Here is a 20466-nt window from a genome sequence, read left to right on the forward strand (position 1 = left end):
GACCTCCAGGGCATCCGCGAGCGGGTACGGCTCCGCAAGCCCCAGCGGGTCACGCTGCATTCGTGGAGCTTCGCCCAACTGGGCGGCTTCATCGCCTACAAGGCCCGACGGGCCGGGATCGCCGTTATCCATGTCGATCCGGCCTACACCAGCCGGCAATGCTCGGCCTGCGGGCATACCGATCGGGCCAACCGGCCGGAGCAGGCCGTCTTTTCCTGTACGTCGTGCGGTTTCGCTGAGCATGCCGACGTCAACGCAGCCCGTAACATCGCCGCGCGCGGTGTAGCGGGCTGGGCAGTGAGTCACGCTGCCTGACGCGGACCAGACCGTCGAAGCCATCGACGGCGAGGAACTGCAAGCTCGGTCGTTTACGGCCGAGAAGTTGACGGCATGGGTTTCCGTTGAAACTCGCCGGCCTTCCAGCGGGGGAGGCCGGTGTTACGGTTCGATCATGAGCAGCACCGCAACGCCCGAGCCCGGGGCTCGGGGCCGCACGCGCCGCGCCATCCTGAGCGCGGCCGCCTCAGTGCTCGCCCGTGACCGCACCGCGACGCTCACGGACATCGCCGAGGCCGCGGGCGTCGGCCGTGCGGTCCTGGACGATTGCTTCTCCGACCGCGAGGAGCTCGTCAGAGCGGTCGTCGAAGACTCCTTCGAGGCGGTCGACCGGTCGCTGAACGGTGCGGCGCTCGACCAGGGCCCACCGCTGGAGGCCATGCGCAGGCTCGTCGCCGCGCTGGTGGACGTCGGCGACCGGCTGCGATTCCTGCACGGCGATCCGCACATCCCGCCGGGGTTCCAGACGGACGGCGGGCCGGTCTCCACGGGCCGGCCGGTGATCGACCTCATCGAGCGGGGACAGGCCGAGGGGGTGTTCGACCCGGAGGTCGGTGCCGCCTGGATCGAGCACGTGATGTGGGCGCTGGTCTACACCGGATGCGAGGAGGCCGCCAGGGGGAGGCGGCCACGCCACGGCGTCGCCTCTGCCGTGTTCCGCACGCTGGAGAACGGCATCCGTCTCCGGCGGTCGCCCGCTCTCCAGACGTATTGACCACGAGCGTCGTCGGCGGTGAAGCCGCCGGGGACGGCCTGGCGTAGCGGGGGCGGTCCGACGATCAGCCGCCGGCGGCCAGTAGGACACTAGCAGGTCGTAGAGGTAGGTGGGGGCCGGCATGAGAAGCAGATCGCTACGTGAAGGCGACGACGGCATATCGCTCATCCTGGATGGGGCGCCCCCATAAAGCGGGATCGAGAAGTGGCTCGACATGCAAGGTCTTCACCAGCGGTCGCAGTGCCTGGGCAAGCCGCTCGGCCTCGACCCCGCCCATCCACGGCATCGCCTCGGATTCGACCTCGTAGGACTGGTCTTCAGCCGGTTCGGCACTCGCCCAGCGTCCCTCGATGAGGACCAAACGCCCGCCGGGACGCAGCAGGCCGATCCATCGGCGCAGCGCCTCCTGCGGGGCAGGCAAGGTCCACAACAGGTGACGGGAGAGGATCACGTCGAAGGACGTCCCCGCCTCCGCAGGCGGGTTACTCGCGTCGCCCACCAGCATCACGGCATCGAAGCCGGCCGCGGTGAGCTTGCGCCGGGCCTGCTCGATCATCAGCGGCGCCAGATCCACCCCGACCGGCCGGTGTCCCTGCTCGGCAAGCACCAACGACAACGAGCCGGTGCCGCACCCCAGGTCCAAGACGTCGGCAGGAAAGGAAGGCATCCACGCGTGCAAACGCTCTGCCCACGCGACCCTGACTTCGGGATCACGAAGGCCGTGATCGGCCTCCTCGTCGAAGGAAGCGGCGAAGGCATCCCAGAAGGACGCGATTGAAGCACTGGTTTCCGGCATCGACAGATCATGCCACCCGGCACCGACAAGAACGCGGGCTCTGCTGAAACGCCCCTGCGCTGGTTCAGAGAAGGTGCCCGAGGTCGATTCGCCGACCGAGCTGCACCAAATGATGGAGCGCTGGGACGAAGAGGACGAGCAGCGGCGGATCCGGTCGCGTCCTCGCACGAGCGGCGAGCTGTTCGCCGTCGAGCGTCCGCCGCTGCGGTCGTTGCCGGACGAGCCGTGGGCTCGGGCGCTCGTCATCTTTCGTTTCCGGGGCGAGTCGCGATGAGACTCCCCGTGCTCTGAGGGGTGCGGCGGCCGATGGTCATGCCGGCGTTTTGGGCGAGGTTGTCAGCAGGTGGACGGCCAGAAGGGTGATCCAAGCGAAACCGGCTGTGATCGCGATCCGCTGGAAGAGGCCCCCGAGGTCGACCAGGGCCTCGACTTGGGTGAATCCCATGCTGGCCAGCACGAACGCGCCGGCGAATATCAAGCCGGTGGCTGCTGAATAGATCGCCCAGCCGGACTTCCCCTTTCGGAGGAAATGTATGGCCGACACGATGCAGGCGATCGGCCATGCCAGGAAGGTGGGCATGGAGAACAGGTCGTGCAGGATGCCGTGGGTGCTGTGTCGGAGGATCGCGTCGGGGGTTCCGGGCGGGTAGCCGCTGACGGGGTCGGTGACAAAAAGCCCGGCGCCGAGGAGCCCGAGCGAGATGGCGCCGATGAGCACGGGCACCAGGGTCGCGCCGCCGAGGGGTCGCGGCGCCGACCGCAGGCCGACGGCGAAGGCCAGCGTCAACAGACCGGCGACGATGAAGTTGGCGGTTTGGATCCATCCGAAGCCGCCGAGTGCGAGGGAGCTGACCGGATGGCGCAGCGGGTTGTAGGCGGTGCGAGTTGCGCCCTGGATGAGGAACGTGACAACGAAGAGCGGACCGGCGACCGCGCCGCAGACGAGGAGTTTTCTCGTCGCCGCGGTCATCCGATCCGATGTCGGTGAGCCTTCAGGGGACGGGGAGCTGGGATACGAGAGGTCTCTCACGAATGTCAATTTAGGTTGACATCAAATTGCTGTCAACCCGCGTTGACATCTTGGAGGGGGGACGGGGCTTTGGGTCAGCCGTCGAGGAGCGCGGCGATGGCGGCGGCGCCGCCTTGATTCAGCCAGGTGGGGAAGTCGAGCAGGTCGGGGTGGCGGCTCCGCCCTGCCGGCCGGTGGCGCCGATGACAAGTATGGGCTTGCCGCCCTTGATCGCGGCGGTTGCGGACGAGAGTGAACGCTCCAGAGGGGAGGGGCTGGTGGCGCGGGCCCGGGCAGCCGGTGAAGTGCGGCCGGACGTCACCGCCCCGGACCTGTACGCGCTGGTCAACGCGGCAGCGTGGGCGGGCGAGCAGAGCTCGGTGCTCCAGGCTGAGCGACTGCTGGGCTTCGGGTTGACCGGTTTCCGGGCATCAACCGCAGGCGCGGATGATCACATGCCCGGCCGGCGGTGACGGCGAAGATCTCGGCGTCAGGACAGGCGGACATCGGTCCGCCCGTCGTGTCGATGATCACGGATGACGACGGATCCCGGCCCGTCCGCCGCGACGCAGTCCGGGCCATGCGCGTCGAGGCTGCGAAGGTCGGCTGGAAAGGCGGCGCCGCGCAGGAGACCGCGCGCGTCGAGGGCGAAGGTGATGCGGGTACCGCTTGCGGCGGGTGGAGCGAACCGCTGCACCGCGGCGATGGGTCGGAGGCCGGCGAGTTCCTGGCTGAAGCCCCGGCCGTCGCACCACATTTCGACGGTTGTCGTTTCGCACAGCGTCGCGATCGCCGCCAGGAGCCACCACTCGGAGCCGATCAGGGAGTCGTGGTAGCCGAGGGCCGGGGAGTCCGGCCAGGCATGGCGCTGGTCGATCGTCACCCTGAAGCTGAGATCGCCGAGGATTTCGATCACGGTGGACAGCGAGTGTTCTTCCGCGACCCGTGTCGCCGGGTGAAGCCCGTGCCGAGCCGCGGCGGACAGCAGCATGGCCGGCAGTCCCGGGTCGTCCAGTCCTCCACCGAAGTACATGCCGGGCCGCTTGCGGACGGCGGCGTCGAACTCGAGCACATCGATGTCGGCCGCGCTGTACTCACGCTTCGCCACGGGCCACACGCTACCTGTCCCACCTGGTCTACCGCCGCAAGATCTCCCGGCAGCCCGACAAGGGCGAGAGCCCGCACGCGATCCGCCGATTGACTCTGTGCTGACGGCAGCGGCGCCGGCCCTGCTGCCGGCGGATATGGTGGGCGTGCCGATCTCGTCCTACGGCAGGAGCTTGGTGAGCAGGGTGCGGAGCTCTTGGGCGCCGTCCGGGCCGAGGATGTCGTCGATGTCGCTCTCCATGCTCTCCAGGGCCTCGCGCACCGCGGGGATGCGGGCGCGGCCGAGGTCGGTGAGCCGCAGGGCATAGCGGCGCCGGTCGTGCGGGTCCTGGCCGCGGGACACGATGCCGGCCTTCGCCAGTTCCTCGATGAGTGAGGCGGTGGCCGGTTCGGTGAGGTGCAGGTATCGGGCCAGGTGCTCCTGCGGGCAGGGGCCGAGCCGGTCCAGGGCGGGCAGCAGGGCGAAGTGGCGGGTGCGCAGGCCGTACGCCGCGAGCCGGTGATCCCCGAGGCGGCGCAGCCGGTAGTGGGCCTGGGCGATCAGGTGCTCGACGCTGTGGATGGCCGGCTGCCCGTCGTCGGCGACGAGCCTGGTCAGCAGCGCGCCGAGGCGGCGCCGTTCGGGCGCGGTGAGCGCGCCGGTGAGCCGGGCGTCGCGGTCGGCGACGGCATGGCGCATGCCGTCCAGGGCGGTACGGCCCGCCTCGGTCAGCGACAGCACGTAGGTGCGGCGGTTGGCCGGGTTGCGGGTGCGGACGACATGGCCCGCCTCCTGGAGCCGGTCGAGCAGCCTGACCATGATCGTGCGGTTGACGCCGAGCCGGTGGGCGAGGTCCTGCTGTGAGGGGGCGTCCTCGTCGGCGAGGATGTCGAGCACCACGAACTCACGCGACTGCGGCCCGCCCTGCACGGCCTGGGCGGTGACGGCGGTGAACACGCGGCGCAGCAGGTGGCCGGTGGTCGCACGCAGCGGCCCGGACACGTCGTCGACGGCGTCGCTTGCCTGGTCGGGCACGAGCCTCACCTCCTGGGGTGATGCTAGCAGTCTGATGGTTCCGCCGATGACGGTTGCGATGCAATTAGTTGGGATGTTGACAGTTGTAAGAGTGTGAATCTAGAGTCCAGGCACGCCTCACCGAAGGACTCAACGATCATGCGTACCGTCGCCGTCATCGACTCCTACCTCGCCCACACCGAGACCGGAGAGGGGGAGACGCCGGTGGTGTTCCTGCACGGCAGCCCCACCTCGTCCCACATCTGGCGCAACGTCATCCCGCACGTCGCCGATCGCGCCAGGGTCCTGGCCCCGGACCTGATCGGGATGGGCGCCTCCGGAAAGCCCGACATCGGCTACCGCTTCGCCGACCACGCCCGCTACCTGGACGCGTGGTTCGAGGCCATGGGGCTGGAGGAAGCCGTCCTGGTCGGCCACGACTGGGGCGGCGCACTGGCCCTGGACCGCGCCGCCCGCCACCCCGGCCAGGTGCGCGGCGTCGCCCTCCTGGAGACGTTCCTGCGGCCGCAGACGTGGGCCGAACTGCCGCAGGAGGTGATCGACCATTCCCGGGCGTTGCGCACCCCCGGGCTCGGCGAGCGGCTGCTGCTGGAGGAGAACGCCGCCATCGAGTACGCCCTGCCCCACCCCTTCGCCGTCAAGACCGGCCTCAGCCCGCAGGACCACGACGTCTACCGCGCGCCCTACCCCGACCCGGCCTCACGCCGTCCGCTCCTGCAGTGGCCGCGCGAGATCCCCTACGACCGCGAACCGGCCGACGTGGCCGAACGCATGGACGCCTACGGCGTATGGCTCGCCACCAGCCCCGAGGTGCCCAAACTGCTCCTCACGGTCGAGGACGGCGTCGGCATCGCCTCCCCGCAGATCGTGGATTGGGCCCGCCGGAACATCGCCGCCCTCGAAGTGGAGGACATCGGACCCGCCGGCCATCAGGCCCCCGAGGACCAGCCGCACGCCATCGGCCGGGCCGTCGCCGGCTGGCTGGACCGGCACCGCCTCCTCGCGCCGGCCTCGTCCTCCCGGACCTGACCCCCGGCCCGCACGTACCTCACGTGCACGATCCCTTCGGTTCGCATGAACGAGGAGCCCTGACACACCCCGCCGACCGGCCGGGACGTGTCCGCTCCGCCCCTGACCGGCGTTCTCGGAACCTCTCGCGAAACTGTCTTCCCGAAATGCCGGCCGCGTCCGAACAGGTGGCCGCCGAATGAATCCCCCTGGAGTCAAGACCATGATCAAGCCGTTCCGCATCGACGTCCCCCAGGCCGACCTCGACGACCTGACCGACCGGCTCTCCCGCACCCGTTGGCCCAACGAGGTCGCCGACGCCGGGTGGGACTACGGCTTCCCGCTGGCGCGGCTCAAGGAACTGGCCGAGTACTGGCGCACCGGCTACGACTGGCGCGAGCACGAGGCCAAGCTCAACGAGCTTGCGCACTTCACCACCGAGATCGACGGTCAGAACATCCACTTCGTCCACGTCCGTTCGTCGAAACCGGACGCGCTCGCGCTGATCCTCACCCACGGCTGGCCCGGTTCGTTCCTGGAGTTCCTCGACGTGATCGAGCCGCTGTCGCGCGACTTCCACCTGGTGATCCCGTCCATCCCGGGTTTCGGCTTCTCCGGGCCGACCCACGAGCGCGGCTGGGATGTCGTCCGGGTCGCGCGGGCCTGGGCTGAGCTGATGCGCCGTCTGGGGTACGAGCGCTATGGCGCGCAGGGCGGCGACTTCGGCTCGGGCATCTCAACGGCGCTCGGCGCGGTGGCATCCGAGCAGGTCGTCGGGGTGCACGTCAACTACCTGCCGACCCGGCCGGTCCCGGACGCCGGCATCGAACTGTCCGAAACGGATGAAGCCCGGCTGGACAAGGTCAGGCAGCTGATGGCGAACCGTCCGCCGTACCAGGCTCTGCAGGCCACCACCCCGCAGACCATCGGCTACGCGCTGACCGACTCGCCGGTCGGCCAGCTGGCCTGGATCGCCGAGCGCTTCGCACAGTGGACCGACCCTCGCTCGCCGATCAGTGACGAGCGGATGCTCACCGACATCTCGCTGTACTGGCTGACCGCCACCGCGGCTTCCTCGGCGCGGCTGTCCCGCGAGGCTCCGCGGCGGACCGAGCCGTGCCCGGTACCGGTTGGCGTGGCGGTGTTCGCGCACGACATCACGCAGTCGGTGCGACCGCTGGCCGAGCGGCTGTACGACATCAGGCACTGGTCGGAGTTCGAGCGCGGCGGCCACTTCGCCGCAATGGAGGTGCCGGAGCTGCTCGCCGAGGACGTCCGGGACTTCTTCCTTACCCGCATCAAGGAGGACTACCGGGTCGCCGCCCGCTAGGTGTATCGACTCGCAGGGTTGTCGACACGGCTGACCGGGGGCCTCCGGGTGCGGTGGGGCAACGACTGTGTCCGCCCGTACGGCGGTGCCGCGCTAAGATCGCGTCCCGTGCTTCCAGATGGTTTCTGGCGGATTATCAGGATTGGATTAGTAGGCCTGGTCCTTGCGGCGGCGGTCGCGGGCTTGGTGCTCGGCGACGCCTGGCTCTGGGCGGCCGTCGAATGGTCGCCGCCGGTCTATGCGGGGTTCTACGCGCCCGGCGGGTTCGACGCCCCGACGGTTGTGGCGCTGCTCGTGGCCGCCCCGGTGAAGGCCGCGCTCCTGTGGCTGATCCTGCGTGCCCCCGCGCCGGGACCGCTGGACCGCCGGGCGAAGGCGCTGCGCCGGCTGCTGTATCTGGCGGTGGCGTACACCCTCGTGCTGTGGTATCCGGTCGCGCTGCTCCCCGACGCGGTCGACGCGGCATTTCAGCTCGCGCTGTGGACCGCGATCGACGTCCTCTACCTGCTCGTCATCCGCTGGCGGTCCCGCATGCTGCGCGCGGCGGCCGGAGCGATGTTCGCGGTCGAGCTGGCCGGGATGGCCAACGAACTGCTCGACGAACTCGACCTCCTGGAGCTTGGATCGGGCGGCATCGTCGGCCTGGGCTTGATGCTGGGCGGAGCGGCGGCGACCGTCATCACGGTCGTCGGGCAGTGGCGCGACGGCCGGTGGAGCCACGGCACGCTGGTCGCCGGGTGGTTGTCGGTGGGCGTCTACGCGCTGGTGATCCCGCTCAACATTCTCTTCGAAGGGATCTTCAACGGCAATTTGGTGATGCCGGTCATGATGGACGCGGTGGGGCTCGTCAGCACCGTGTGGATCGCGGCGACCGCCCGTGAACTGCCCACTGAGAATTGCCCGGCGGACCTTCCATCCGGGCGGCGGCGCATGATGCGCGTCGGGGTGGCGGCCGTGGCCGTACTGCCGATCATCTCGCAGATCCATCCGGAGCAGACCCCGCACCTCACCTACACCGGCTGGTCGATGGGCTGCTATGACCGGCCTGGTTTCGGCGACCTGAAACCCGCGGAACGCAATGCCGCGTTCCTGTGCCGGGCGCGGAGCGCGGAGGGCGGAGTCCCGCCCATGTTCCCGGAGGACCTGTCGGACCAGGCGGTCCTCGCGTACGGGAAGGCGTTGTGCCGGGCGAAGGACCGCGACGAGCAGGAGGCGATTCTGACGCGGGCCGGGAGTGCGCGGCCCGCCTGGGGCGCGGACCTGTGGGACCTCGTCTACGTCTGCCCGGAGATCATCGGCGCGACCCATCCCGAGCTGCTGCGGTCGACCACGGAGACGGAGGCGGCGAACACCGCCTACATCGCCGAGCAGAACGCGAAGTGCCGCGACCCGTGGCCCCGGACGAAGGGGGTCGTCCAGGCCACGGTCAGATACTTCCTGTTCGCCGACGGTGATCACGGCTATCTGGTCCACGACCCCGAGGACGAAGCGGTCGACGAGGCGGCGGAGCAGGCGATGGACAAGGTCTACGACGACAGCGCCCTCATCGGGGTGGCCGGCAGCGCGGTGCTCGTCGGGCACGTCGCGGACGTCGTCGATCTGTGCCTTACCGTGAAGGCATTCCGTAGCGCGCCGCCACCGCGGACGGCCGGGTGGGACCAGGTCAACGAGGTGCCGGTCGTCAGCCGTGGCGGCCGGCTCACCGTGCCGGAGATGGGCGAGGGAGACGTGGGCGCGGGTGCCCCGATGCCGAACCTGGCGATCGCGGGGAAGGGCCGCTACCGGCTCCGTGTCTACGTGCGGGTCGACGACGCAGGGGAGGAGCAGCACCTGGTGGTCGTGTTCCCGGGTGCGTCGAGGAAGAGGCTTGAGCTGAAGCCGTGAGCGGTGGCGGGGCGCGCACTCTCCTCCGTCGCCCTTCTACGGGCGGCCGGAGACAGCCATCAGGACAGGGCCTGCTCGGTCAGGTCGAGGGCCGCACCGCCCGGACGCACGGCGACCACCTGGACCCGTTTTCAGATCCAGCCCTCCTCCCAGGCGCGGTGCGCGGCGGCGTGGCGGGAGCCGGCGCCGAGCTTGGCCATGGCCGCCGACAGGTAGTTCCGCACTGTGCCGGGGGCGAGGTGGACCTGCGCCGCGATCTCGTTGATCGAGGCGCCGGTCCGAGACGCGCGCAGCACCTCCAGCTCCCGTTCGGACAGCGGGCAGTCGTCCTCCGACAGCGCTGAGGCGGCGATGTCCGGGTCCACGTAGCGCCGCCCGGCGGCGACGTCGCGGATGATCTCAGCCAGCCGGGTGGCGGGCGTGGTCTTGGGCACGAATCCGCTCACCCCCGCGGCCAGGGCACGGCGCAGCACGCCGGGCCGGGCGTGCCGGGTGACGAGGACGATCCGGGTGGGCAGCTCGGCGCGGATCGCCTGCGCGGCGCGCAGCCCGTCGGCGGGCGGCATCTCCAGGTCGAGCACGGCGATGTCCGGCCGCCGCTCGCGTGCCAGCCGTACCGCGTCGGTGGTGGTGGCCGCCTCGGCGACGACCTCCAGGTCATCCTCCAGCGCGAGCAGCGCCGCCAGGGCTCCTCTGATGAGGTCCTCGTCGTCGGCGATCAGCAACCGGATCACCGCGCGCCCGCCTCGGCCGGGTACGCGCGCGCATCGGCGGGCAGCGAGACCACCACCTCGAACCGGTCACCGTCGCACCGCCAGTCCAGCGTGCCGGCGACCCGCTCCAGCCGCTCGGCCAGGGAGCGCAGCCCGGTGCCGGTGCCCGTCCCCGCCCGGGACCGCTCGCCGTCGCCGTCGCCACCGGCTCCCAGTTGGGTACGGCCGGCCATGACACTTCCGTCATCGGCTCCCAGCCGGGTACGGCCGGCCACGACACCCTCGTCATCGGTTCCCAGCCGGGCATGACCGTCCTCGACGCCGTCGTTGCCGATCCGGAGCCGGGCACGACCGTCTTCGACGTCGTAGGCGATGTGCGCCCGGCGGGCTCGGCTGTGGCGCAGCACGTTGGTGGTGGCCTCGCGCATCACCAGGCCCAGGATGTGGCGGGCGGGCTCCGGCAGCGTGCCCGTCCCGGTGGCCCGGCCATGGTCCACGGCCGCGTCGATGCCGGCGGCGGCCAGCACCTTCGCGGCGTTGGCGATCTCGTCCTCCAGGGTCGTGCGCCGGTATCCCTGCACCACGGCCCGGGTGTCGCGGAGTGCGTCGGCCGCCAGCCGCCGCACCTCGCGCATCTCCGCGGCGGCCCGGACCGGGGCGGCCTCGGCGAGCCTCTCGGCCAGCTCGCTCTTGAGCGCGATCACCTGCAGGTGGTGTCCCTGGATGTCGTGCAGGTCGGCGGCGAACCGCAGCCGCTCGTCCTTGACCGCCAGCTCGGCGGCCAGGCGCCGCGCCTGGTCCAGCCGGTCGGCGACGTCCCAGGCCCACAGCATGCCCAGCGCCATCCAGGCGACGGAGGCGACCATGCCGGCCGGGAAGGCCCCCGCGAGGAGCCAGTCGGTGTCCCCTGAGGCGAGGGCCACGGACCCGCCGAGCGCCGCCGCGACGACCACCGCGCCGGCGATGAGGGTACGCCGGTGCGCCGGCCGCAGGAAAGTCGCCGTGATCGACACCATCACCGCCGGGGCCATCGCCCACAGCCCGTCATCGCGCAGGGCGAGCGGGACCGCGCCCAACACGGCCGCCGCCAGGCCCCCCGCCGCCAACCAGCCCACCGGCGGCCCGCCGGCCCGTTCACGCGCACCCGAGGCGCCGGCCCGGTCCCGGGCGTCGCCGGGTAAGCGCGGCAGCCGGCGGCCGAGCAGCACGACGACGGCCACGACCAGCACGGCCAGGGCCAGGCCGGTTACGCCCCTGACCCAGGACGCCACGTCCTCGTCCATGGCCCAGGGCCTGACGAGGAGCATCAGGGAGACCGTAGTGCTCCCGGCGAGGCTCCACCACGTGTAGCGGCGGAAACCGCTCAGTCCTGTCCCGCGCTCGCTCGACCCGTCACGCACGCGGCCATTGTCCCTTGCGTGACAGGGGGTATGGAGCGCCCCGATGACAAATGTCACGAGATTTCGTGACATGCCCATGCCGGGACGTGCCAGTTCGGCACTACTGACGGCTCCCGCTCTCCCGCAGTCTGGGTCTCGCACACCCCAACCCCCTATACCGGAGGAGTACGAGATGAGAGCGAGAGCCGCCCACGGCCACGGCTGGTGGCCCTTCTTCCGTCACTACCTGGAGATGATCGCGGCGATGTTCGTCGGCATGGCGGTGCTCGGCGCCGCGGTGCGTGCCGGCCTGGCGCTCGCGGGCCTGGAGTTCCCGGCGCGACCGGAGGTGGCCGCCCTGGAGATGGCCGTCGACATGTCCGCCGGGATGATCGTCTGGATGCGCTACCGGGGCCACGGCTGGGCCGCGACGCTGGAGATGGCCGGGTCCATGATCGTCCCGGCCCTCGCGCTGCTCCCGCTGCTGTGGACGGGCGTGATCACGGGCGGCGCGCTGCTCGTGCTGGAGCACGTCGTGATGCTCCCGCTCATGCTCCTGGTGATGCTCCGCCGCCGCGACGAGTACGGAGGTCCCGCCCGTGTCTGAGGTCCCGCCCGTGTCTGAGGCCATGCCGCTGTCTGAGGTCACGCCACGCCGCTCCCGCTGGACGGCCGTGCTGCGGCGATGGCCGGCCGTCCTGGCCGTCGGGTTGTTGGCGGCGAGGACGGCCGGAGGCTCCTCGGCGGGTGAGGTCACCTCGCTCGCCGAGGTCCTGATGCTGCTGCCCCTGCTCTACCTCGTGGTGGCCAAGATCCAGCGGCGGGAGGCGTCGTGGCCGGTGCTCCTGGTCTTCGTCGTCCTCTACCTGCTCCTGCGGGTGCTGGACGTGGTCGCCGTACCGGCCGTGTTGGCCGCCGTGGCGCTGGCCGTCATGGTGTGGGGCGCCGTCGCCGGTGACCTGCGCCGCTCGGGCGCGTTCCAGGCGCAGGCCCTGGGGATGATCGGGTTCGGGGCGCTGGCACTGGCCGCGCTGGTGGTGGAACCCGACCTGGGCCGCTATCTGGTGGCGGCGGGCTGGTTCCTGCACGGCCTCTGGGACTTCGTCCACCTCAGGAGGGACACGGTCGTGTCGCGCTCGTACGCGGAGTGGTGCGGCGTCTTCGACGTCCTCATCGCCGCACAGCTCGTGTTCCTCGCATGAGCGGCGCGCACGGGTCCGGACGTCGCCGGGGAAGGGCGGGGACCTGGCCGGAGGGGGCGCTCTGTTTGCAGAGGACCGTCTGCAGAGGTCTCTATGCAGAGAGTCCTCTGCATCTGTATCCTGGCGGGCATGATCGACGCTCCCGAGCCCGCGGCCGGATCCGGCAGGCCCATCCGTGTCATCGACGCCCGCGGCCTGCGCGGACTGGCGCACCCGCTCCGCCTGCGCCTGCTGGACCTGCTGAAGCTCGATGGTCCGGCGACCTCCGCGGGGCTTTCCGAGCGCCTGGGGGAGAAGACCGGCACCGTCAGCTGGCACCTGCGCCATCTCGCCGAGCACGGCTTCATCGAGGAGGAGATCGGCCGCGGCACCCGGCGTGAGCGCTGGTGGCGGGTGGCCAGGAGCAGGACGGTCCTCAACACCGCCGACTTCCGTGAGGATCCCGACATCCAAGGCGCGCTCTCGCTCTACCTGAACGAGCTGGTGCAGCGGAACTTCAGGCGGGTCGCCGAGTCCGTCGGCGAGGAATGGGACGACCGCTGGCGCGGCGCGCGGGCCGTCTCCGAATGGACCGAGATGCGGATGACGCCGGCCCAGCTCCACGCGCTGAACGAGGAACTGACGGCCGTCGTCGAGCGCCACGTCCCGGCCCCGGACGCCGAGCCCGACCCGGAGGCGCTCCCCGTCATCGTGCAGATCCAGTCGTTTCCCCGGAAGGAACGTGGCGGCGAGTGACCGGGGACACGCGCGGTGGCCTGCTGCGCCGTCACCGCGACTTCCGGCTGCTGTGGTGCGGTGAGGTCGCGGGCAAGTTCGGCGCCTCCGTCACCGGTGTGGCGATGCCGCTGATCGCCGTCTCCACCCTGCACGCCGGCACCTTCGAGGTCAGCCTCCTCTCCGCCGCGACCTGGCTGCCCTGGCTCCTCATCGCCCTGCCGGCCGGTGTCTGGGTGGACCGGCTGCGCCGCCGGCCGATCATGCTGGCCGCCGCGGCCGTCTCCCTCCTGCTGTTCGCCGGCGTCCCGGCCGCCGCCTGGGGCGGTCTTCTGAGCATCGGCCTGCTGCTGGCCGTCGCCCTGCTGGCGGGCACGGCGGCGGTGTTCTTCCAGACCGCCTACAGCGCCTATCTCCCCTCCATCCTGGAACCCGCCGATCAGCCCGAGGGCAACGCCAAGCTGCACGGAAGCGCCTCCGCCGCGCAGATCGCCGGGATCGGCTCCGGTGGTCTGATCGCGCAGCTGGCCGGAGCGGTGAACGGGATGTACGCCAACGCCGCGACGTTCCTGGTGTCGCTGCTGTGCCTGGCCGGCATCCGGCATCGCGAGCCGCGTCCCGCCGGGGCCGAACGCCCGCCCAGGGCGCTGGTCAAGGAGATCGGCGAGGGCCTGCGGCTGGTCGCCGGCGATCCGTGGTTCCGTACGCTGACGGCCTTCGGGGCCACCTCCAACGTCGCCCTGGTCGGTTACCAGTCGATCCTGGTGGTCTTCCTGGTCCGCGACGTCGGCCTGGCTCCCGGGGCCGTCGGCGGGCTGATCGCGGCCGCGAGCACCGGAGGCGTCGCGGGGGCCTTCGCCGCCCGCCGGGTCGCCGCGAGGATCGGCACCGCCCGCGCGACGCTGCTGTTCGAGCTGGGGCTGGCTCTCTTCGCCGTGCTCATCCCGCTCACCTTCGCCGGCGCGGGGCTGCTGCTGTACGTCGCGGGCGGTTTCTGCGTCTCCGCCGGCGTGGTGGCCGGCAACGTCATCAAGGCGAGCTTCCAGCAGAGCTACTGTCCGCCCGGGCTGCTCGGCCGGCTCACCGCGAGCACCGCGTTCCTCAACTACGGGACCATCCCGCTCGGCGCGCTGCTCGGCGGAGCGCTGGGCACCGCTCTGGGGGTCCGCCCGGCGATGTGGATCATGACGGCGGGCGTCCCGCTGGCCGCGCTGATCCTGTGGTTCTCGCCGATCCGCCGATGCCGTGACCTGCCGGCATCGCCGTCCCCGGGCGCGCGGCAGACCGGCGACGACGAACCGGCCGCCGGGCCGGTGACGTCTTCCCCGCTCCCATAAATTTCAGGTTTGACTTATATAAGTAGATGCTGAAAAACTGTCGTCCACGTGTTCGACAACCCGCGAACGGGCGGGAGGATCAGGAGGAAACGTGATCAAAATCGCGGTGGCCAGCGTCTTCGTCGAAGATCAGAGCAAGGCTCTCACCTTCTACACCGAGGTCCTGGGTTTCGAGAAGCGGCAGGACATCCCGCTCGGGGGCGCCCGGTGGCTGACGGTGGCCTCGCCCGCCGGGCCGGACGGTGTGGAGCTGCTCCTCGAACCCAACGGCAACCCGATCGCCAAGACCTATCAGCAGGGGCTCTTCGAGGCGGGTATCCCCGCCGCGACGTTCGCCGCCGACGACATCCATGCCGAGTACGCCCGGATGACACGCCTGGGCGTGGTGTTCACCGCCGAACCGGTGCAGGCCGGGTCGGTGACCAGCGCCGTGTTCGACGACACCTGCGGCAACCTCATCGGCCTGCACCAGGTGGGCTGATCGTTGCGGGGCTCGCTGGGGGTTTGTCGCGGCCGGACCGGGTAGCCGACCCGACGTCACCGCCGGATCTGAGCGCGAGTCCAAGGCGGGGCCGTCCCGGTGAGGGGCGGCCCTTTTCCCGTCCCGGCCGCCTCTCCCGCGCCGCCGGTCGCCTCACGCGCCGGCCATCTGCGGCGGCAGGGGGCGGCAGTGCAGCACGTCCAGCCGGGAGACGGCGCGGGTGAGCACCACGTACAGCCGGTTGAGGCCCCGTTCCCCGGCTCCGACGATCTCCGCCGGCTCGGCCACCACCACGTGGTCGTACTCCAGGCCCTTGGCCATCGTCGCGGGCACCACGGTCACCCGCGCGCCGCCGCCGGTCTCGCCGGCCTCGGCGATCGTGACGCCCGCGTTCCACAGAGCCGCCGCCAGCCTTTCCACGGCGGCGTCGGCGGCGACGACGGCGATCGAGCCGTCATGGCGCAGGGCGTCGCGCACCGCGGCGACGGTGGCCTGCGGCAGGTCGGACACCTCCTCGACGCGGAGCCGGCCGTCGGTCCGGAAGGAGCGCGTCGGCGGCACGTCCACCTCGAGCGCCCCGAGCAGGCGGTTGGCGAGCGCGACCACGTCCGAGGGCACGCGGAAACCCGTCGTCAACGCGATCACCTGGGCTTCCGGCTTGCCCAGATGCGCCAGCCGTTCCCGCCAGTCGCGAGCGGCCCACGGCGTCGTGCCCTGCGCCAGGTCGCCCAGCACGGTGATCGAGCCGTGCTCGCTCCTGCGGGCGACGGCCCGGCACTGCATCGCCGACAGGTCCTGGGCCTCGTCGATGATCACGTGACCGTAGCTCCGCGGGCGTTCCAGCAGGCCGGCGACCTCGTCGATGAGCACGGTGTCGGCCGCCGACCACCTGGCGCTCTTGAACGTCCGCGGTGGCCTGCCCCATGTGATCGCCGCCTGCTCCCGTGGCGTCAGCGTCCCGTCCGCGGCGCGTGCGAGCGCGGCGGGGTCGCCGAGCAGCTCCGCGACGACCTCGTGCGGTCGTACGGCGGGCCACACCGCGTCCAGGAACGGCGTGACGGCCCTGCCCATCTTGCGTGTCCAGGCGGCGCCGGCGGTCTGCCCGCGCGCCTCGGCCTGCCGTCGCAGCGCGGCCACGGTACGGGAGAGCACGCGCTCGCGTCCGACGGCGTAGGGCGGAGCCTCGCGCCGGGTGTCGTCCACGATGCGGCGGAGATCCTCCTGCGACACGCGCCAGCGATAGGAGCCGTCGGGGACGGTGAGCGGCTCGGCGGGCCTGCGCACCCGCCCGTAAAGGGCCCGGCGCAGCACGTCCGCCATGCGGGCGTCGTGCTTGACGGCCGCGGCGGCGTCGCCGTCCACCTGCTGGATCGGGGCGTGGGCCAGCAGCCGGTCCACGGTCGTCTGCTCGACGTCGACCTCGCCCAACGCCGGCAGCACCGCCGAGATGTAGCCGAGGAAGGCGTGGTTGGGGCCGAGGACCAGCACGCCCCCGCGTTCGAGCCGCTGCCGGTGGGCGTAGAGCAGGTAGGCGGCCCGGTGCAGGCCGACGGCGGTCTTGCCCGTCCCCGGGGCTCCCTGGACGCAGATCGACTCCTCCAGGCCGGCGCGGACCAGCTCGTCCTGCTCGGGTTGGATGGTGGCGACGATGTCCCGCATCGGGCCGACGCGGGGACGTTCGATCTCGGCGGTCACGATCCGGCTCGCGGCTCCCAGGTCCTCGCCGAGGTCGAGCCGTTCGTCCTCGAATCCGGTCAGCGTCCTGCCCGCCCAGCCGAAGCGCCGGCGTACGGCGACGCCCTGGGAGTCGCGGGCGCCGGCCCGGTAGAACGCCCGGGAGACGGGGGCGCGCCAGTCGATCACCATCGGCTGCTGTCCCACGTCGCCGGAGACGTGCCGGCGGCCGATGTAGTAGCGCTGGGCGCGGTGGTCGCCGGCCGAGGGGTCCGAGCCGAAGTCGAGGCGGCCGAAGAACGGCGGGCCGTCGGGCTCCTCGTCCAGCTCCTTGGCGAGGCTCTTGAGGTGCCGTCCGAGCCGCTCGGCGCTGTAGCGGTCGCCCGCCACCTGCTCGCCGATGACCACGTTCAGGCGGGCGCCGTCGAGCATCCTGCGCAGTGCCGTCTCGCAGCGTGCGAGGTAGGCCTTCTCGTCGTCCAGCAGGGTCATCCCACACCGCCAAGTCTTAACTCGGTTAATTTATTAACCAGGTTAACAGTCTTGTAGGATGAACGCGTGACAGGACTTCGGCACATCAAGCGGCAGCGGATCCACGAGGCGATCTCCACGGCGGCGATCACGCTGTTCCTGGAACGGGGCTTCGGCGCGGTGTCCGTCGCCGAGGTGGCGGCGGCCGCGGAGGTCTCCAAGCCGACCCTGTTCAAATACTTCGCCACCAAGGAGGACCTGGTCCTGCACCGGATCGCCGACCACCAGGGCGAGGCCGCGCGCGTCGTGCGGCGGCGCGGGCCGCAGGAGGGGCCGCTGGACGCGCTGGAGCGCCACTTCCTGGCCGGGCTGGAACGGCGTGACCCCGTCACCGGCCTCAACGACCACGCGGAGGTGCTCGCCTATCACCACATGGTCTTCTCCACCCCCACTCTGGCGGCCCGCCTGTTCCACTACATGGCCATGGACGAGGAGGCGCTCGCCGAGGCGCTCGCCGAGGGCGCCGACGACCTGACCGCGCCCCTCCTGGCCGGTGAGGTGCTCGCCGTGCAGCGCGTGCTGGCCCGCCGGAACTGGCGCAGGCTCGCCGCGGGGGAGACGGCCGCGCGGGTCCACCCCGAGGCCGTCCGTGCCGCCAGGCACGCCTTCGCCCTGGTACGGAACGGCCTGGGCGCGGCCTGGGCGCCCGGGGACATGGAGCCCCGTTAGAGCCCGGGAGCACGGAGCCCCGTTGGAGCCCGGAGCCCCGTTGGGGAACGTCGCCGTCCCGGGCGAAGACCCGCGGCCGCGGGTCGGGGAAGACGTCCCCAGGCGGGCGCCGGCCTATGCGTGGGCGCCCACGGTCACGGTGCCGACCGTCAGCCGGGGGACGCCTTCGAGGAACTCCCCGACCCGCTCAACCTGCTCGTCGAGCTCCTGGAGCCGAGCCGCGGCCAGAGGGGTGAACGGCTCCACCGTGATGTCGAGCCTGCGGCCGGAGCGGCGCAGGTGCCAGACTCCGGCCACCGTCCCGTCGACGAGCAGCACGGGGAAGTTCCCGGCCTGGCCGCCGGCCAGGGCGCGTTCGGCGGCCCGGCCGGGAAACAGCCGCTCGCGCGGATGGCAGCCGACGCTGTAGGCGTCGAAGTAGGGCAGCAGCCGCACTCCCCGGGGCGGCGTGGAGGGCATCGCGGTGTCTCCGGCGGCCAGCCACGCCGTATCGCCGTCGACCTCCACCCGCTGGAGCTCACCGGCCAGGGAGGCGAACAGCTCCGACGACCACCGCCGCGGCGCGCCCAGCCACTGCGCGAACTGGGCCGGCGTGGCAGGGCCGTAGGCGTGCAGGTAGTGCCGGACGACGCCGGCGAGGGCGTCGGCCTCGCCGGCGGGCCGGAAGCCGGGCAGCCACCGCTGCGGGCTGGTGTAGGTGGTCTTCCGGCCCCGGTTGGGCCCGAAACACAGCGCGCCCCGGTTCGCCGCCGTGGCCAGGGCCTGACGCCAGCGCGGCCACATGCCCTGGAACGCCGGCATGACCAGGTCCCCGGCCCAGGGGCCGGTGGCCGCGACGACCGCCTCGCTCAGCTCGTCGGCGGTCAGCTCGGCGTCCCGCAGCGCGACCGCGATCGCCGCCACGACCTCGTCGGTCTGCTCGGGCGTCATCCGCGCGTTCTTGGTGTGGCCGCCGGCGGAGGGGAGCGAGGACAGCGCGCCGGTCCACATGGGCAGGTCACCGGCGGGCAGCAGGTGCACGGTGCCGCGGGGCCCGAACGTCTTCACCAGGCTGCGCTCACTCCACAGGGCCTGCTGGACGTCCGTGCGGGTGAGGCCGGAGATCCGGAGCCCGATGGACAGCTCCGCGGCGGACAGCACCTGGGCGTGCGCGCCGCACATGACGGCGACGACGTCGGCCGGCCGGGCGTCCCGCACGGGGGCCGACAGCGCGTGCCGCTCCAGGCGCCTGGCGCTGACCTCGCTCCATGACAGGCGTGTCTCCTGGCGCGTGGGGATGCTCATCGGGCACAACTCCTTCGGTGGTCGCGCCCGGCCGCCGCACCGCCGGACGCGACGTCGGGTACGGCCGGCGGGACCGTGGTCCCTTCCGGGCCGCGATGCGGCGTCGTGTCCGACCCTAGAGCTCAGCTAGGACAGCTACTGTCCTAGACGGATGGCATCCTGGAAACCATGAGCGACACTCCGGCGCGGCTGCTGAGCCTTCTCTCCCTGCTCCAGACCCCGCGTGAATGGCCCGGCAGCGAGCTGGCCGAGCGGCTGCGGGTCAGCCCGCGCACCATCCGCCGTGACATCGACCGCCTGCGCGAGCTGGGCTACCCGGTACAGGCGAGCATGGGCGCGGTGGGCGGCTACCGCCTGGTCGCGGGCGCGGCCATGCCGCCGCTGCTGCTCGACGACGAGGAGGCGGTGGCCATCGCGGTCGGCCTGCGCACGGCCGCCGGGCATCCCGTGGACGGCATCGAGGAGGCCTCCGTACGGGCTCTGGCCAAGCTCGAACAGGTGCTGCCCTCCCGGTTGCGGCACCGGGTCGGCGCCCTGAACACCGCCACCGTCCCGCTGCCGTCCGGGGGCGGGCCGACCGTCGATCCCGAGGATCTGACCGTGCTGGCCGCGGCGATCGCCAACCGTGAGCGGCTGCGCTTCGGCTACCGGTCGGGGGAGGGGGCCGAGAGCAACCGGCTGGCCGAGCCGCACCGCCTCGTGGCGGCCGGACGCCGCTGGTATCTGGTCGCCTACGACAACGACCGCGACGACTGGCGGATCTTCCGTGTCGACCGCATCCGGCAGCCGCGGCCGACCGGCGCGCGGATCACCCCGCGCGAGCTGCCCGCCGACGACGCGGCCGCCTACGTCACCGGCAAGCTCAACAGCTTGACCCCCACCTACCGGGCGGTGGCGACCCTGCACGCGCCGGTCGAGGAGGTCGCGAGGCGCCTGGGCGGCTCTCCGGGCGATCTGGAGCCGATCGACGAGGGCAGCTGCCGGCTGCGCGGCCGTCCCGAGGCCCTGGAGTGGGCGGCGTTCCGGCTGGCCATGCTCGGTTGCGAGTTCGAGGTCCACGAGCCGCCGGAGCTCGTCGAATACCTGCGCGGGCTGGGCGCCCGGGTCACCCGCGCGGCGGACGGGCCCTCCCGGCGCCCCGCCGGGGACGACGGCCCGCGCGACGCGGACGGCCCGCTACCACGGTGAGGCCGAGCGTCCCGGTGTGGCGGGGGCGCCGGCCGGAGGCCCCGGATCGCCGTGGATCTCCGGTGCCGGCAGCCCGGGCACGCCACTGAGGGCG

22 protein-coding genes are annotated in these 20466 nt (G+C 71.8%); 14 read left to right on the plus strand and 8 right to left on the minus strand.

Going from position 1 to position 20466, the window contains the following annotated elements; genetic code table 11:
• Positions 1 to 315 (plus strand): transposase (locus tag BM085_RS02320; RefSeq protein WP_245789072.1); only part of this gene is annotated, 315 nt, incomplete at its 5' end.
• 136 nt (positions 316 to 451) lie between these two features.
• Positions 452 to 1051 (plus strand): TetR/AcrR family transcriptional regulator, encoded by a 600-nt coding sequence (locus BM085_RS02325; protein WP_093885378.1) that lies wholly within the window; start codon positions 452 to 454, stop codon positions 1049 to 1051.
• Between the two features lie 136 nt (positions 1052 to 1187).
• Here the strand turns inward: BM085_RS02325 and BM085_RS02330 are convergent, their stop codons facing one another.
• Complete coding sequence (locus BM085_RS02330) at positions 1188 to 1847, minus strand: class I SAM-dependent methyltransferase (protein WP_093885379.1); 660 nt, start codon at positions 1845 to 1847, stop codon at positions 1188 to 1190.
• A gap of 73 nt (positions 1848 to 1920) precedes the next feature.
• Here BM085_RS02330 and BM085_RS02335 point away from each other — a divergent pair, with 73 nt between their 5' ends.
• On the plus strand, positions 1921 to 2121 hold the full coding sequence (locus tag BM085_RS02335) for a hypothetical protein (RefSeq protein WP_093885380.1): 201 nt from the start codon (positions 1921 to 1923) through the stop codon (positions 2119 to 2121).
• A 36-nt stretch (positions 2122 to 2157) separates the two neighbouring features.
• Here BM085_RS02335 and BM085_RS02340 read toward each other — a convergent pair whose 3' ends face one another.
• Complete coding sequence (locus BM085_RS02340) at positions 2158 to 2817, minus strand: DUF998 domain-containing protein (RefSeq protein ID WP_093885381.1); 660 nt, start codon at positions 2815 to 2817, stop codon at positions 2158 to 2160.
• A gap of 251 nt (positions 2818 to 3068) precedes the next feature.
• On the opposite strand from BM085_RS02340, the gene BM085_RS02345 reads away from it, so the two are divergent.
• Positions 3069 to 3329 (plus strand): SbtR family transcriptional regulator, encoded by a 261-nt coding sequence (locus tag BM085_RS02345; protein WP_342742852.1) that lies wholly within the window; start codon positions 3069 to 3071, stop codon positions 3327 to 3329.
• A 17-nt stretch (positions 3330 to 3346) separates the two neighbouring features.
• On the opposite strand, the gene BM085_RS02350 is transcribed toward BM085_RS02345, so the two are convergent.
• Together BM085_RS02350 and BM085_RS02355 are read right to left on the minus strand one after the other, a co-directional pair.
• Positions 3347 to 3964, minus strand: coding sequence for a hypothetical protein (locus tag BM085_RS02350; RefSeq protein WP_218158573.1), 618 nt, complete (start codon positions 3962 to 3964; stop codon positions 3347 to 3349).
• 159 nt (positions 3965 to 4123) lie between these two features.
• Positions 4124 to 4978 (minus strand): MarR family winged helix-turn-helix transcriptional regulator, encoded by an 855-nt coding sequence (locus tag BM085_RS02355; protein ID WP_245789073.1) that lies wholly within the window; start codon positions 4976 to 4978, stop codon positions 4124 to 4126.
• Between the two features lie 93 nt (positions 4979 to 5071).
• Between BM085_RS02355 and BM085_RS02360 the strand changes: the two genes are divergently transcribed.
• The 3 genes from BM085_RS02360 to BM085_RS02370 all read left to right on the plus strand — a co-directional run bounded on the left by BM085_RS02360 (position 5072) and on the right by BM085_RS02370 (position 9200).
• On the plus strand, positions 5072 to 6007 hold the full coding sequence (locus tag BM085_RS02360; RefSeq protein ID WP_342742841.1) for a haloalkane dehalogenase: 936 nt from the start codon (positions 5072 to 5074) through the stop codon (positions 6005 to 6007).
• Between the two features lie 178 nt (positions 6008 to 6185).
• A complete protein-coding gene (locus BM085_RS02365) occupies positions 6186 to 7316 on the plus strand; it encodes an epoxide hydrolase family protein (RefSeq protein ID WP_425443253.1) in 1131 nt (376 codons plus the stop codon).
• A gap of 183 nt (positions 7317 to 7499) precedes the next feature.
• Positions 7500 to 9200: a hypothetical protein gene (locus tag BM085_RS02370; protein WP_093885386.1), complete on the plus strand. Its 1701-nt coding sequence runs from the start codon at positions 7500 to 7502 to the stop codon at positions 9198 to 9200.
• 131 nt (positions 9201 to 9331) lie between these two features.
• Here the strand turns inward: BM085_RS02370 and BM085_RS02375 are convergent, their stop codons facing one another.
• Positions 9332 to 9934: a response regulator transcription factor gene (locus BM085_RS02375; RefSeq protein WP_093885387.1), complete on the minus strand. Its 603-nt coding sequence runs from the start codon at positions 9932 to 9934 to the stop codon at positions 9332 to 9334.
• A complete protein-coding gene (locus BM085_RS02380) occupies positions 9931 to 11313 on the minus strand; it encodes a sensor histidine kinase (RefSeq protein WP_093885388.1) in 1383 nt (460 codons plus the stop codon). The genes BM085_RS02375 and BM085_RS02380 overlap by 4 nt, the downstream gene beginning before the upstream one ends.
• A 172-nt stretch (positions 11314 to 11485) precedes the next feature.
• Here BM085_RS02380 and BM085_RS02385 point away from each other — a divergent pair, with 172 nt between their 5' ends.
• From BM085_RS02385 to BM085_RS02405, 5 genes are all read left to right on the plus strand, one after another.
• Positions 11486 to 11899: a hypothetical protein gene (locus BM085_RS02385; RefSeq protein WP_093885389.1), complete on the plus strand. Its 414-nt coding sequence runs from the start codon at positions 11486 to 11488 to the stop codon at positions 11897 to 11899.
• Between the two features lie 10 nt (positions 11900 to 11909).
• Positions 11910 to 12494 carry a hypothetical protein gene (locus BM085_RS02390; protein ID WP_245789074.1) on the plus strand — a complete coding sequence of 195 codons (585 nt, stop codon included), beginning with the start codon at positions 11910 to 11912 and terminating at the stop codon, positions 12492 to 12494.
• A 129-nt stretch (positions 12495 to 12623) separates the two neighbouring features.
• Entirely contained in the window at positions 12624 to 13229 is a 606-nt protein-coding gene (locus BM085_RS02395; RefSeq protein ID WP_093885391.1) for a helix-turn-helix domain-containing protein, read from the plus strand.
• Positions 13226 to 14545, plus strand: coding sequence for an MFS transporter (locus tag BM085_RS02400; RefSeq protein WP_093885392.1), 1320 nt, complete (start codon positions 13226 to 13228; stop codon positions 14543 to 14545). The genes BM085_RS02395 and BM085_RS02400 overlap by 4 nt, the downstream gene beginning before the upstream one ends.
• Before the next feature lie 94 nt (positions 14546 to 14639).
• Positions 14640 to 15026, plus strand: a complete 387-nt coding sequence (locus BM085_RS02405) for a VOC family protein (RefSeq protein WP_093885745.1) — start codon at positions 14640 to 14642, stop codon at positions 15024 to 15026.
• Between the two features lie 153 nt (positions 15027 to 15179).
• Here the strand turns inward: BM085_RS02405 and BM085_RS02410 are convergent, their stop codons facing one another.
• Positions 15180 to 17192, minus strand: a complete 2013-nt coding sequence (locus BM085_RS02410) for a HelD family protein (protein WP_093885393.1) — start codon at positions 17190 to 17192, stop codon at positions 15180 to 15182.
• A gap of 66 nt (positions 17193 to 17258) precedes the next feature.
• Here BM085_RS02410 and BM085_RS02415 point away from each other — a divergent pair, with 66 nt between their 5' ends.
• Positions 17259 to 17900 carry a TetR family transcriptional regulator gene (locus BM085_RS02415; RefSeq protein WP_093885394.1) on the plus strand — a complete coding sequence of 214 codons (642 nt, stop codon included), beginning with the start codon at positions 17259 to 17261 and terminating at the stop codon, positions 17898 to 17900.
• A 114-nt stretch (positions 17901 to 18014) separates the two neighbouring features.
• Here the strand turns inward: BM085_RS02415 and BM085_RS02420 are convergent, their stop codons facing one another.
• Positions 18015 to 19184 carry a winged helix DNA-binding domain-containing protein gene (locus tag BM085_RS02420; protein WP_093885395.1) on the minus strand — a complete coding sequence of 390 codons (1170 nt, stop codon included), beginning with the start codon at positions 19182 to 19184 and terminating at the stop codon, positions 18015 to 18017.
• A 168-nt stretch (positions 19185 to 19352) separates the two neighbouring features.
• Here BM085_RS02420 and BM085_RS02425 point away from each other — a divergent pair, with 168 nt between their 5' ends.
• Complete coding sequence (locus BM085_RS02425) at positions 19353 to 20372, plus strand: helix-turn-helix transcriptional regulator (RefSeq protein ID WP_093885396.1); 1020 nt, start codon at positions 19353 to 19355, stop codon at positions 20370 to 20372.
• The last annotated feature ends 94 nt before the right edge of the window (positions 20373 to 20466 follow it).

This window comes from Streptosporangium canum, assembly GCF_900113865.1.
GTDB classification, from domain to species: Bacteria; Actinomycetota; Actinomycetes; order Streptosporangiales; family Streptosporangiaceae; genus Streptosporangium; species Streptosporangium canum.

Coding starts and splice junctions, on each gene's coding strand:
- BM085_RS02410 (WP_093885393.1), bottom strand. CDS start 17,192: ATGACCCTGCTGGACGACGAGAAGGCCTACCTCGCACGCTGCGAGACG.
- BM085_RS02420 (WP_093885395.1), bottom strand. CDS start 19,184: ATGAGCATCCCCACGCGCCAGGAGACACGCCTGTCATGGAGCGAGGTC.
- BM085_RS02425 (WP_093885396.1), top strand. CDS start 19,353: ATGAGCGACACTCCGGCGCGGCTGCTGAGCCTTCTCTCCCTGCTCCAG.
- BM085_RS02365 (WP_425443253.1), top strand. CDS start 6,186: ATGAATCCCCCTGGAGTCAAGACCATGATCAAGCCGTTCCGCATCGAC.
- BM085_RS02345 (WP_342742852.1), top strand. CDS start 3,069: ATGGGCTTGCCGCCCTTGATCGCGGCGGTTGCGGACGAGAGTGAACGC.
- BM085_RS02340 (WP_093885381.1), bottom strand. CDS start 2,817: ATGACCGCGGCGACGAGAAAACTCCTCGTCTGCGGCGCGGTCGCCGGT.
- BM085_RS02330 (WP_093885379.1), bottom strand. CDS start 1,847: ATGCCGGAAACCAGTGCTTCAATCGCGTCCTTCTGGGATGCCTTCGCC.
- BM085_RS02385 (WP_093885389.1), top strand. CDS start 11,486: ATGAGAGCGAGAGCCGCCCACGGCCACGGCTGGTGGCCCTTCTTCCGT.
- BM085_RS02395 (WP_093885391.1), top strand. CDS start 12,624: ATGATCGACGCTCCCGAGCCCGCGGCCGGATCCGGCAGGCCCATCCGT.
- BM085_RS02325 (WP_093885378.1), top strand. CDS start 452: ATGAGCAGCACCGCAACGCCCGAGCCCGGGGCTCGGGGCCGCACGCGC.